This window comes from Parafrankia colletiae (assembly GCF_001854655.1).
Lineage (GTDB): Bacteria > Actinomycetota > Actinomycetes > Frankiales > Frankiaceae > Parafrankia > Parafrankia colletiae.
The window spans coordinates 33754-46778 of record NZ_MBLM01000134.1 but is presented as its reverse complement, the minus strand read 5'-3'; the positions used below and the strand labels follow the sequence as shown (position 1 = coordinate 46778).

At 73.4% G+C, this 13025-nt stretch carries 7 protein-coding genes; all 7 read right to left on the bottom strand.

Features of this window, described 5'->3' with window-relative positions:
• Nucleotides 1–94 precede the first annotated feature (94 nt).
• Nucleotides 95–6727 carry a type I polyketide synthase gene (locus tag CC117_RS22455; protein ID WP_407673572.1) on the bottom strand — a complete coding sequence of 2211 codons (6633 nt, stop codon included), beginning with the start codon at nt 6725–6727 and terminating at the stop codon, nt 95–97.
• A gap of 86 nt (nt 6728–6813) precedes the next feature.
• The gene (locus CC117_RS22450) at nt 6814–7200 is read right to left on the bottom strand and encodes an acyl carrier protein (protein WP_071087298.1); all 387 of its coding nucleotides are present in this window, start codon (nt 7198–7200) and stop codon (nt 6814–6816) included.
• Nucleotides 7201–7231: 31 nt separating this feature from the next.
• Nucleotides 7232–8815 (bottom strand): APC family permease, encoded by a 1584-nt coding sequence (locus tag CC117_RS22445; RefSeq protein ID WP_084132589.1) that lies wholly within the window; start codon nt 8813–8815, stop codon nt 7232–7234.
• Between the two features lie 172 nt (nt 8816–8987).
• Nucleotides 8988–10532 (bottom strand): acyl-CoA carboxylase subunit beta, encoded by a 1545-nt coding sequence (locus CC117_RS22440; RefSeq protein ID WP_071087296.1) that lies wholly within the window; start codon nt 10530–10532, stop codon nt 8988–8990.
• On the bottom strand, nt 10522–10755 hold the full coding sequence (locus CC117_RS22435; RefSeq protein ID WP_071087294.1) for an acyl carrier protein: 234 nt from the start codon (nt 10753–10755) through the stop codon (nt 10522–10524). Before CC117_RS22435 ends, CC117_RS22440 begins: the two co-directional genes overlap by 11 nt.
• A 39-nt stretch (nt 10756–10794) precedes the next feature.
• Nucleotides 10795–11985: a beta-ketoacyl-ACP synthase III gene (locus tag CC117_RS22430; protein ID WP_241830326.1), complete on the bottom strand. Its 1191-nt coding sequence runs from the start codon at nt 11983–11985 to the stop codon at nt 10795–10797.
• Nucleotides 11982–12968, bottom strand: coding sequence for a ferritin family protein (locus CC117_RS22425; RefSeq protein WP_071087290.1), 987 nt, complete (start codon nt 12966–12968; stop codon nt 11982–11984). Before CC117_RS22425 ends, CC117_RS22430 begins: the two co-directional genes overlap by 4 nt.
• Nucleotides 12969–13025 lie beyond the last annotated feature (57 nt).

The window sequence follows — 13025 nt, the reverse complement described above, 5'->3', positions numbered from 1 at the left end:
GGTGTCCGGCGTCTGGCGTCTGGCGTCTCCGCCGGTGCGGTGCCGGCCGGCACCGGGTCGGTACCAGCCCGGCACCGGCACCGGGATGTGGGCCTCAGGCCGCGGGCTCAGGCACCAGCTGCTGGTCCAGGAACTCGGCGAGCAGGCTGGCCGACGGGTAGTCGTAGGCGATCGACGTCGCCAGCGGCAGCCGGAACGCCGACTCCAGGGCGTTCTTGAGCTCGACGGCCACCAGTGAGTCGAGGCCGAGAGCGGTGAACTCGGTGACCGAGTCGACGTCCTCGACGTCGTCGTAGTGCAGGACGTCGGCGACCTTGGCCCGCACGAACTCGTCGATGGCCGCGGTGCGTTCCGGACGGCTGGCCGCGAGGAGCGCCTCCAGGTCGATGCGCGCCGCGGAACCGTCGTCGACGGCGTACCTGGCGTACAGGGCGTTCCCGGCCGGCCGGGTCGCGGCGTACCGGCCCCAGTCCGCGTCGCCGACGACCACCTGGGCGGTCGGCGCGCCGAGAACCGCGCTGAACGCCCGGACGCCCTTCGCCGGTGCCAGCAGCCGCACGCCCTCGTCAGCCCAGCGCCGGATCAGCTGCTCGCTGAGCCCGGCGGACATGCCGACCGTGCTCCACGGGCCCCAGTTGATGCTCAGGCCCGGCAGGCCCCGGGCGGCCCGCCACTGCATCAGCGCGTCCAGGTAGGCGTTCGCCGCCGCGTAGTTCGCCTGGGTCTGCGCGCCGGTCACCGAAGCGGCCGACGAGTACCCGACGAAGAACGCGAGCTGCGGGAAGGCCCGCGTGGCCTCGTGCAGCAGCGTCGTACCGGCCATCTTCGGCGCCAGCACCGGACGCATCTGCTCCCAGGTCATGGCGGCGACCGGGCCGTCGACGATGGCACCGGCGGCGTGCACGATCCCGCCGACCGGCCGCCCGGCGGTCAGCTCCCGGACCAGCCGCGTCACCTCGACCGGTTCGGAGATGTCGGCCCGGTGCACCGTGACCTCGGCCTTCTCCCGCAACCGGGCGAGCAGCGGCGCGACGTCCGCGGCGGGTTCGGCGCGCCGGCCGACCAGCGCGATGTGCCGGGCGCCCCGGTCGACGAGCTGCCCGGCGGTGAGCAGGCCGAGCCCGCCCAGCCCACCGGTGACCAGGTAGGTGTGCTCCGGGTCGAGCGTCACCTCCCGGGCCGCCGGGACGTGCTCGTCGACGAACGTCAGGATCAGCTTGCCGATGTTGGCACCCCGGCTGAGGACCCCGAACGCCTCCTCGACCTCGTCGAGCGCGTAGGCGGTGGTGTGGATCGGCGGCAGCTCGCCGGCCGCGACGCGGCTCACGACGATGCCCATGATCTCGCTGTTGAGCCGGTACATCTCCGTCTCGGGCAGCTCGCTGAGATCGAAGTTGTGGTACGTGACGTCCGGGCGGGCAGCCTGCATCTGCTCCGGCGTCCAGGCACCGACCTTGCCCATCTCGACGAACCGGCCGCCGTCGCCCAGCGCCCGCAGCCCCGCCGGGATGAAGTCCTTGTTCAGGCTGTTCAGGACGATGTCGACGCCGGCGCCGTCGGTGGCCCGGAGGATCTCGTCGGCGAAGTCGAGCGTGCGCGAGTTCATCACGTGCCGCACACCCTGGGCCCGCAGCAGCGGCCACTTGTGCGGGCTGGCGGTGGCGTACACCTCGGCGCCGACCGCCTTCGCCATGTGCACGGCGGCCTGGCCGACACCGCCGGCGGCGGCGTGGACGAGCACCTTGTCGCCGGCCTTCATCCCGGCCAGGGTAGTCAGCGCGTAGTAGGCGGTGACGTACACCGAGCCGAGGCCGGCGGCCTGGACGAAGCTGACGTTCGCCGGCTTGGGCACCGCCATCGCCGACGGCACCGTGATCCGGCGCTTCATGCAGCCCATGTGGTTGATGACGACCTCGTCGCCGAGCTGGAAGGCTGCCTGCGGGCCGGTCGCGACGACGGTGCCCGCCGCCTCGAAGCCGAGTGGCTGGTCACCGAACTCGCGGAGCATCCCCAGCGCGTTGAGCACGTCCTTGAAGTTCAGCCCGGCCGCGTGTACCGCCACCTGGATCTCGTCGCCGGTCGGCGGGACGTCCGCGCTGGGCACCAGCGTGATCCCGCCGAACCGGCCGTACTCCCGGATCACCAGCTCGGCGTTGCCGTCCGGCCCGGCCGGCCCGTCCTCCGGCCCGCCGTCGGGGCCGGCTGGCAGCAGCCGGCGCACGTGGCGCAGACCGCCGCGGAAGGCGAGCTGGAACTCCTCGCCGGTGCGGCCGGTCAGCTCGTCGAGGAACGGCCCGGTGTCGGTGTCGGCCAGGTCGACCAGCGTGACCCGCCAGGACGGGAACTCGTTGAGCAGCGTGTGGCCGAAGCCCCACAGGCTCGCCGCGGCCGGTGGCCCGGCGGCGGCGGGGGCGTCGCCGGGCAGATGCTGGGCCCGCTCGGTGAGCAGCCACAGCCGCTGGTCCCGGCCGAACCCCGCATCGCCGAGCACCCGGACCAGCTCGAGCAGCTCGGTGTAGTTCCACTCCGTCTCGGACCACAGCGCGGCCACAGTCGGGCCGTCCGTGTCCGAGCTGTCCGTGTCCAGGCTGGCCGCGGCCGGGCTGGCGCTCGCCGGCCCGGCGCTCGGCCGCCCGCCGGAAGCGGCCCACCACCAGCCGATGTCGGTGACCGCGCCGTCCCGCAGCGCGGTGCGGACCTCGGCGAGGGTCCGGGCGATGCTCAGGCGCACCCCGGCGCCCTCCGCCCGCGCCCGCAGACTGGCCGGTTCGTCGGTGCCGGTCGGCAGCACCGCGAGCAGATGCCGGTCGGTCTGACCGCCCTGCCCGGGCAGCGACTGCTTCGTCCAGCGGAGGTGCTGGACGAGGCCCGTCCGGCGGCCGGTGCTCTCGGCGAGCCGGCGGCAGCCCAGGCCACGCAGCTCGAACACCGGCTCGCCGTCCTCCAGCACGAGCAGGTCGAGCGAGACGTCGACGCCGTCGGCGTCCACCTCAGCCGTGGCCAGCAGCACCTGCAGGTCGGCGGAGCGGGGCTTCTTCAGTAGCCGGAAGTAGCCGAAACGCACCGGCAGGTACTTCTCGTCGTCGACGGCCAGCGCGGCGAACGCGTGCGACGCGCTGTCGAGGATGGCCGGCGCCACCAGCTCGACGCCGGAGGTGCCGCCCGCCGCCTCGTTGCCCCGCAGCTCGCCGACGGCCAGGACGTCCGGCGTCCCGATCTCGCCGTAGCGGAGCACCCGGCGCATCCGACGGAACTGCTCGCCGTAGTCGAGGCCGGCCGCGGCGTAGGCCGCGTAGACCTCCTCGGCGGAAAGCTCGGCGGTCGGGGCCGTAGCCGAGGCCGCCGTCGCTGGCTCCGCCGCCCCGGCCGCCCCGGCCGCCGCGGCCAGCTCGCGCAGCCGCTGGCCGGCCGCGGTCAGCTCGCCGGCCGGGGCCGGCGCGGCGTCCGCCCGCGGCCCGAAGACGGCGGTGACATGCCGGCGCTCGATCGGGCCGTCGGAGCCCGGCACGATGCTGACGATCTCCACCGTGGCGGTGCCGTCCGCGGCCGGGCGCAGCCTGGTCCGCAGCTGCACCCGCTCGTCCTCGGCCAGGAACAGCGGCTCGGCGATGCGCAGGTCCACGATCGGCCGTCCGGTGTCGCCGTACACGGCGTCCTGCAGCGCCAGCAGCGTCTCCAGGTAGCCGGTTCCGGGGAAGACCACCCGGTTCATCGCGACGTGGTCCGCCAGCCACGCGGGCTCGGTCACGCTGATCTGCGCGGTGAACTCGCGTACGCCGTCGGCGCCCGGCACGCGGGTGTCCGAGCCGGCGGTGTTCGAGCCGGCGGTGTCCGTCCCGGGGGTGTCCGTTCCGGCGGTGGGCACCTCGGCTCCGAGCAGGGGGTGGGTGACCGGGCCGGCGATGGCAGCGCCGCCCAGCGCGTGCCGGCGGCCCTTCACCGGCAGCCAGTGCCGCCGGCGGTCGAAGGCGTAGGTCGGCAGCGAGATCAGCCGGCCCGGGCGGTCGGCGTGGTAGGCCGGCCAGGAGAACGCCAGCCCGGCCGCATACACCCCGGCGACGGCGGCGTCGATGGTCGCGCCGTCGAGGTCCTTGGGCGCCAGGCTGGTCAGCCAGCGGTGGTCCCCGGCCGGCACGCACTGGCGGGCCAGCGCGGTCAGTGCCCGGGTCGGCCCCACCTCGACGAAGGCGTGCCGGCCGCGGCGGGCGATCGCGCCCACCCCGGCCTCGAAGTTCACCGGTGCGCCGATGTGCCGGACCCAGTAGTCCGGCGTCGAGATCTCGGCCGGCTTCGCCACCGCGCCGGTCACGTTCGAGATCAGGGTGAGCGTCGGCTCGTGGAACGTGATGTCGGCGATCTCGGCCCGGAAGGCCTCGTACACCTCGGCCATCAGCGGGGAGTGGAACGCGTGCGAGACCGCCAGCCGCCGGACGTTGTTCCCCCGGGCGGTCAGCTGATCGCCGACCTCGGCCAGTGCCTTGTCCCCACCGGAGACGACGCACTGCTCGGGCGCGTTGATGCCGGCGATCGCCAGATCCGGGTAGCCGGCGAGCAGCGGCTCGACGTCCGCGGCGGCGGCGTTCACCGCGATCATCCCGCCCGGCTCGCTGACCGACTGCATCAGCCGGGCCCGGGCCGCTACCAGCCGGACGGCGTCCGCCACGGTGAACAGGCCCGCGACGGCCGCCGCGACCACCTCGCCGATGCTGTGCCCGATCAGCACGTTCGGCCGGACCCGCCAGGACAGCCACAGTTTCGCCAGCGCGTACTCGAGGGTGAACAGCGCGGGCTGGGTGAAACGGGTCTGGTGGATCTGCTCCGGGTCGGCGGCCGTGCCGCGGATCATGTCCCGGACCGAGGCGCCGAGGTACGGCGCGAACAGCCGGTCGCACTCGTCGACGTGCTCGCGGAACACCGCGAACCGGTCGTAGAGCGGGGCACCCATGCCGGCGTACTGCGAGCCCTGCCCGGTGAACAGGAAGGCGACCTTGCGGACGTCCGGCCCACCGGCCTTGCCACGCTCCAGCTGGTCGTGCTGCCGGGCCAGCAGGTCGGTGAGCTCCTCGTGGCCGCGGACCGCACCGGCCAGCCGGTGCGTGAAGTGCGCCCGGCCGACGTTCGCCGTGTAGCACAGACCGGTCAGGTCGACGCCCGGGTTCTCGGCGAGGAACCGCTGGTAGCGCTCGATCTGCAGCTTCAGCGCCGGCCGGCTCTTCGCCGACAGCGTGAACACCCGGCCGGTCGCCCCGTCCGTGGCGGTCATCTCCGTGTCGGCGGGGATGCGTGACGCGGCGGGTGCCGGCGTGGCGGCGGGTGCCGGCGGCGCCGGCGCCGGGGGAGTCGGCGTCGCGGGGGTCGGCGTCGCAGTCGACGTGTCGGCCGGTGCCTCCTCGAGGACGGCGCACGCGATGCTGCCCGCGAACCCGAAGCTGTTCACCAGGGCCCGCCGGACGTCCCCGTCACCGCCGCCGTCCCAGTCGCGGTTCTCGGTGGGCACCGTGACCGGGATGCTCTCCCAGGGGATACGCCCGGTCGGGTTCGGCATGTTCAGGTGCGGGAAGATCGTCCGCTCCCGCATCTGCGCGATGGTCTTGATCACCCCGCCGAGGCCGGCGACCGGCTCCATGTGGCCGATGTTGGTCTTCACCGACGCGACGGAGACCGGCGTGGCCTTCGTGCGCGACTCGGAGAACACCTCGGTGATGGCGCCCATCTCGATCGGGTCGCCCAGTGGGGTGCCGGTACCGTGCGCCTCGACGTAGGAGATGTCGGACGGGGAGAGCCGGGCGTCCGCGAGCGCGGACCGCATCACGGCTTCCTGCGCGGTGCCGTTCGGCACCGTGAGCCCGGCGCTCTCACCGTCCTGGCCGATCGCGGTGCCGCGGACGACCGCGAGGACGCGGTCGTTGTCCCGACGGGCGTCGGAGAGCCGCTTGAGGACCAGCACGGCGCAGCCCTCGGCGCGGGCGTAGCCGTCGGCCGCCTCGTCGAACGTCTTGCACTGACCGTCCGGCGCCATCATGTTGCCGTTCGAGAACACCACCAGGATCCGCGGGTGGTGGATGGCATTGACCGCGCCGCACAGCGCGATGTCGGTCTGCCCGGAGCGCAGCCCGTCGACGGCCAGGTGCAGGGCGGTGAGCGAGGACGCGCAGGCCGCGTCGGTGCTGATGCTCGGCCCGCGCCAGCCGAGGAAGTACGACAGCCGGCCGGACATCGGGAAGGTGGTGATGCCCGAGGCGAGATGGCCGTCCAGGTCCTCGTACGGCAGGGAGTCCAGCTCGAGGGCGTAGTCGATGGAGCTCGCGCCGATATAAACACCGCCGTTGCCGTGCCGCAGGGTCGTCGGGTTTATGTTCGCGTCCTCGAGCGCCTCCCAGGCCGTCTCCAGCAGCATCCGCTGCTGCGGGTCGGTGAACTGGGCTTCCAGCGGGGAAATGTTGAAGAACTGGGCGTCGAACTTGTCGATATCGTCGACGAAACCACAGCCGGCTACCCGGATGCGGCCCCGGTCATCCGGGTTCCGGGCGGTGAAGGCATCCAGGTCCCACCGGTCCTCCGGTACCGGACGGATACCGTTTCTGCCGGCTCGGAGGAATGCGGAGAAATCGTCCAGCGTGTGGTTGTCGCCGGGGAAGCGCAGCCCGACGCCGACGATGGCGACCGGCTCGTGCAGGCGGTTCTCCCTGGCGTCGAGGGCCTCCTGCCGGCCGCGGATCGTCGCCAGGGCCGCGGCGAGCTCGGCGGCGTCCTGTCCCGTGGCCTCCGGCGTGYGCGTCGGCGCGGCCGTCGGTCTGTCCGTCGGTGTGGTCGTCACAGTGCCGTCTCCTTGTCCTGCGGGGCTGGGCCGGACACCTGCCGACCGCTGGACCCGCCACCCGGGCCGACGAACAGGTCGGCCAGCACGTCCTCGCTCAGATGGGAGATGAGGCGCCCGACGGTCGGCCGGTTGAACAGCACGTTCGCGCTGATGTCACAGCCGAGCAGTTCCTCGAGGCGCTGCTTGATCTCGATGATCCGTAGTGAGGTGAAGCCCATCTCGAAATAGCTTTTCTCGGTTTCCAGCTCCTCGTCGTCGGTCATCAGCAGAGTTCTTCTGAACTCTGCGACGACCAGCTCCTCGAGAGCATCGAAACGTTCCGACCGGGGCAGCTCGCCGATTCTTTCAATGGTCTCGGTGTGCTGTGCTGAAATACTCATCTGGTCACCTCGTCGACCCGGATGGTGGAAGTCAAACAGAGGCGGCTGACACCGGACTGACCGTGGACTGATCGGCCGGACCGTCATCCGACGCCGGGTGGTCGGTGGCGGGCTGGCGGGCCAGCGCCGCGAAACGTTGCGGCCTGGCCCGGCGCAGCCACCAGGCGTGGGCGGTCCCGCCGACGGCGGCGACCAGCACCAGCCAGGGCAGTGAGGTGATCGCGGCGTTCGTCGTCCCGGTCATCACCGAGAAGTTGCCCACGACCAGGACCGCCGCGGCCGTCAGACCGGCGACGCCGGCCAGCGACGCCACCACCACCCCCGGCCGCCGCTCGGCGGGATGCCGCCAGCAGTAGCCGAGCACCGCCACTCCGGCCAGTGCCTGCAGGACGATGATCGCCACAGTGCCGAGCCCGAGCATGCTGGTCGCCAGGCTCACGTAGGGATCGAGCCCGGCGACGGCGAACGCGGCGACCACGACGACGGTCAGCCCGGACTGGACCAGGCTCGCCCGGTGCGGCGCACCGTGCCGTGGGTGCACCGCCCCCAGCCCGGTCGGCAGCAGCCGCTCCCGACCGAGGACGAACAGGTAGCGCACCGCCGCGCCGTGCAGCGCCAGCATGCCGGCCAGCAGACTGGTGCACAGCAGCACCTGCATCACCGTGGTGGCCGCGGAGACCAGGTAGTCGTCGCTGAGCTGGAAGAACAGGTCGCCGAGCTGCTCGGTGGCGCTGGCGCGCACGTTGCCCGCGCCCACCGCGCCGACCACCAGCCAGCTGGTCAGGGCGTAGAACACCGAGATCGCGACGACTGCCAGGTACGTCGCCCGCGGCACGCTGCGTTCCGGGTCCCGGGCCTCCTCGCCGTACAGCGCCGCGGACTCGAACCCGATGTAGGAGACGAACGCGAACATCAGCGACACCCCGAGGCCGGGGCCGAACACGGTGTCCGGGGCGAAGGCGGTGGCCGGCAGCGCCGCCGTGCCGTCCCTGGCCAGGATGGCGACGTCCAGCGCGATGAGGATGCCGACCTCGGCGACCAGCAGCACCGCCACCACCCGGGCGCTGATGTCGATCTGCCGGTAGCCGAGCGCTGCCGTCACCGCGATACCGGCCGCCGCCCACAGCTCCCAACGCAGGTCCAGCCCGTGCGAGGCGGCGACCAGCTGCGCGAAGTAGGCGAACGCTCCGGTCACCCCGATCGTCGCCGCGTTGTAGGCGAGCAGCGCGATCCACCCGCCGCCGACCGCGGGCACGCGGCCCAGGCCCTGCGCCACATAGGTGTAGAAGCCGCCCGCGTTCACCACCCGCCGGCTGATCGCCGCGTAGCCGACGGAGAAGCACAGCAGGGTGAGACCGGCGAGCACGAACGTCGCGGGCACACCGGGGCCGCTGCCGAGCGCGAACGCCAACGGCACCGTGCCGACCAGCGCACCCAGCGGCGCGGCCGCCGAGACGATCAGAAAGGCGATCTTCGGGGTGGTGAGGGTCCGCCGCAGCCGGTCGTCGCCGGCCGTCGGGTCACCCGGCGAGCCGGGAGGGCCGGGAGGGCCGGGAGGGCCGGGCAGGACCGGCGGTCGGGCGCCGCCCGAGTGGGCCCCGGTCGTGTCGGTCATTGTCGCACCTGTCCAGGTCGAAGACGGCCGGGCAGCCGGGTGCCGGCCATGCGGGGGGGACGGAGGAGGCGGGCGGGCACGGGACGGGTGGCCGTCACCGGACGTCCGCATGGTCAGGAGCCGGCATCACCGCGGCGGAGCCTCGGGATCGGTCGCCGGATCGGCCTCGGATCTACTGCGGGAGGTTGTCGTGGCGGAACCGGGGGGAGCCGGCACCCCGCAGGTAGCCGAGGGTGTCCTGGACCGCGGCCCGGGTGTCCGCCGGATCGATGATCTCGTCGACGGACATCCGCTCCGCGGCGATCCGGGGCAGCATCGCCTCGTCCCGGTAGCGGGTCAGCAGCTCACCGCGGCGGGACGGGTCGGCCGCCAGTTCCCGACGGTAGATGACGTCGATGGCGCCCTCGGCGCCCATCACCGCGAGCTGTGCGTCGGGCCAGGCGAACACCGCGTCGGCGCCGAGCGACCGGGAGTTCATCACGATGTAGGCGCCGCCGAACGCCTTGCGCAGCACCAYCGTCACCCGGGGCACCGTCGCCTCGGCGTAGGCGTACAGCAGCTTGGCCCCCTTGCGGATCACGCCGCGGGCCTCCTGGCTGGTACCGGGCAGGAAGCCCGGGGTGTCCACCAGGGTGACCAGCGACAGCCCGAAGGCGTCGCAGAACCGTACGAAGCGGGCGCCCTTCTCCGCCGAGGCGATGTCGAGCACCCCGGCCAGGGCGTTCGGCTGGTTCGCGACGACGCCGACCGGCACACCGTCGATCCGGCCGAAGCCGGTCACGAGGTTGCGGGCGAACCGGGGCTGCAGCTCCAGGAAGCTGCCGGCGTCCACCACCCCGCGGATGACCCCGCGCACGTCGTAGGGCTTGCGCGGGTCCGCCGGCACCACCGGCATCGGCTCCGGGTCGGCCGGTGGCGCCGCCGGCGGGTCGTCCCAGCAGGAGCTCGGCAGGTAGCCGAGCACCCGCCGGGCCATCGCGATCGCACTGTCGGGGTCCGGGGCGACCAGGTGGGCGACCCCGGAGTCCCGGCTGTGCACCCGCGCCCCACCCAGCTGTTCGGCGGTGACGTCCTCGAAGGTGACGGCCTTGACGACCGCCGGACCGGTGAGGAACATGCACCCCCGCTCGGCCGACATGATGACGATGTCGGTCAGCGCCGGTGAGTAGACCGCGCCGCCGGCGCAGGCCCCGAGCACCACGCTGATCTGCGGAATCCGGCCCGACACCGCCACGTTGGAGCGGAAGATCCGGCCGTAGCCGTCGAGCGCGCCGACCCCCTCCTGGATGCGTGCGCCGCCGGAGTCGAGCAGGCCGACGACGGGCATCCGGGCCCGGGCCGCCGTCTGCACGGCCCGTTCGATCTTGGCCGCGTGCACCTCGCCGAGCGAGCCGCCGAGGGCCGACGGGTCCTGGGCGAAGACCGAGACCGGCCGGTTGTCGACCCGGCCGAGTCCGGTCACCACCCCGTCGCCGGCCGGGCGGCGACGGTCCATCCCGAACGCGGTGGCCCGGTGCCGGGCCTGGCTGCCCGACTCCAGGAACGAGGCGTTGTCCACCAGCCGGCGCAGCCGGTCCCTGGCGCCGCCGGCCGACGGCGCCGTCCGTCCCGGCGCGACCGCGGTGGACGCCGGTCCGGYAGCCACCGCTCCGGCAGCCACCGGCGCCGGTCCGGTCGCCACCGGGGCCGGCTCGGCGACCGCGAGCTCAGACGACATTGGCGGCGCGCTCCTGTGCCAGTTGCACGATCGCGCTCACCTGCTGCAGTTCGGCGAGTTCGTCGTCGGTGATGCGGACCCGCAGCTCGGTCTCCAGCGCCCAGGCCAGCTCGACGATGTCCAACGAGTCGAGTCCGAGGTCCTCGAGGCTGGCCTCCGGCGCGACCTCGGCGACGTCCACGTGGAACGCGCTCACCAGCAGGTGCTTGATCTGGTCGTACATGAGATCTCCCCAGGGAGTGCGTGCGAAGGTGCGGCGGAGTCAGACGACGGCCGCGGCGGCCTGGTCGCCCGCCGGCGGCACCACCAGCGGCGCTGTCGACGGCACCACCAGCGGCGTCTCGGTCGGCATGGCGGGTGGCACGGCCGGTGTGTCGACGGCGCCGGTGGTGTCGCCGGTCCCGGCGAGGGCGGTCACCTCCGGCCAGACGACCGTGGCGGCGCCCCAGCTCAGGCCGGCGCCGAAGGCGGTGAGCAGGGTCCGGTCGCCGGGGCGGAGCAGGCCGGCCGCCGCCGACTCGGTGAGCAGCAGCGGGATCGAGGCGGCCGCGGTGTTGCCGACCCGCTCGATGTTGGACAGCCGGTGCCCGCCGGCCGGCACTCCGAGGCGGTCGGCGACCGCGTCGAGGATGCGCGCGTTCGCCTGGTGCCCGGCGAACCGGTCGACGTCGGACGTCGCCCAGCCGGCGAGCGCCAGCGCGGTCCGGCCGGCCTGGGTCATCCGTTCGACGGCGTGCCGGTAGGTGTCCCGGCCGCGCATGTGCAGGTAGTTGTCGCCCGGCTCGACCGTGCTGCCGGCGGAGCGCTGCCGGGACCCACCGGCGGGGATGCCGATCAGGTAGGTGTTGTCGCCGTCGCTGCCGAGCACCACCGGGCCGACCGCACCGGGCTCGTCGGTGTCGCCGGCCCGGATCACCACCGCGCCGGCGCCGTCCCCGAAGATGGGTGCGGTGCTGCGGTCGGCCGGGTCGACGATGGTGCTGAACGAGTCGGCGCCGATGAGCAGCACCGTCTCGACGGTCCGGGTGGCGATCATCCCGGCCACGGTCGCCAGCCCGTAGAGGAAGCCGGCGCACACGGCGGAGACGTCGAACGCGGGGATGCCGTTGAACCCCAGCCGGGCCGACACGTCCGGTGCGGTGGCGGGGCACAGCCGGTCCGGGGTGGTGGTGGCCAGCACGACGGCGTCGACCGCCGGTTCGCCGGCCGCCCGCAGTGCCCGCCGGCCGGCCTCGACCGCCAGGTCCCCGGTGGACAGGCCAGGGGTCACATGGCGGCGCTGCCCGATGCCGGTGCGGTCCCGGATCCAGGCGTCCGAGGTGTCCAGGAAGCGGACGAGGTCGTCATTGGTGACGAGGCGCGGCGGCACCCAGGAACCGGCGCCGGCGATCACGGCGGCCCGCCCGGCCGGTGCGGTCACCCCGCGCGGCCGGCCGCCCGGCGTGGCCGTCATCGGGCACCCGCCTGGTGGCCGATGATGATCGCGGGGTCCAGCCCCATGTAGGCCATCCGGGCCCGCGCCATCTCGTCGGTCCAACGCTCCGCGGTCTCGTACCGCTCGGCCGGGGTGGTGTCGAGCAGCCGCCGGCCCGGCCAGATCTCGTAGTCGGCCAGCAGGTCGGCGTGCTCGGCGAGACCGGCCTGGAACAGCTCCTCGCGGTGCATGACGAACGCCCGGTCCGGAACGGTGTCCCACAGCAGCCGGCCGCGCCGCAGGATGTCGAGCAGCCGCGGCCGGAACTCCGGGTCGACGGCGAGCCGGTCGCGGACGATCGAGCTGGCCACCGTCAGATGACGGATCTCGTCGATGGACGTGCCGCGGGCGATCTCGCCGGCCGCCGGGTCCAGCCGGCTCCACTTGCGCTCGCTCAGCTCGGCGGCGGGGGCCAGCACCCCCTCGATGATGATCGCGAAGATGGCGACCCCGCCGAAGAAGTCACCTTCGTCGCGCACCGTGGCGAGGGTGAAGTCGATGATCGGGTCGATCACCGCCGCGGTGAAGTCCGCGGACACCTCCTCGACGGCGGCGGCCAGCCGCTCCCGGGGCACCCCCAGCTCCACCAGGTGGTTGCGGAACACCAGCGAGTGGCGTGCCTCGTCGATCAGCTGGGTGGCGTAGAACTCCAGCTCCGGGATGCCGGGCGCGTGCGTCACGTAGTACGACAGCACCCGGGTCGCCTGCTCCTCGGCGACCGAGCGGCAGCCCAGTTCGATCAGCAGCGAGTCCCGCAGCGGCCCGGGCCGGCACATGTACTCCGGTGTCGGTGCGCCGGGCGCGTGGCCGGTCTCGGCGCGACCGGCCAGTGTGCCCTGGGCGACGGCGCTCAGCCAGTAGGCCAGTCCGCAGTCGTCGGTGGTCAGGGTGAGGGTGCTGGCGCCGTCCAGCAGCCCGGGGGCCTGGTCCCAGTCCGCCTCGCGGGGGACGGTGGTGGCCATCGTGGTACTCCGTTCGTCAGATCGGTGTGCGCCAGGTCGGTGTTCGCCAGATCGGGC

Bases quoted from the DNA above. Each gene is read 5' to 3' on its own strand.
- CC117_RS22450 (WP_071087298.1), bottom strand. From the start codon at position 7,200: ATGAGTATTTCAGCACAGCACACCGAGACCATTGAAAGAATCGGCGAG.
- CC117_RS22445 (WP_084132589.1), bottom strand. From the start codon at position 8,815: ATGACCGACACGACCGGGGCCCACTCGGGCGGCGCCCGACCGCCGGTC.
- CC117_RS22435 (WP_071087294.1), bottom strand. From the start codon at position 10,755: ATGTACGACCAGATCAAGCACCTGCTGGTGAGCGCGTTCCACGTGGAC.
- CC117_RS22430 (WP_241830326.1), bottom strand. From the start codon at position 11,985: ATGACGGCCACGCCGGGCGGCCGGCCGCGCGGGGTGACCGCACCGGCC.
- CC117_RS22425 (WP_071087290.1), bottom strand. From the start codon at position 12,968: ATGGCCACCACCGTCCCCCGCGAGGCGGACTGGGACCAGGCCCCCGGG.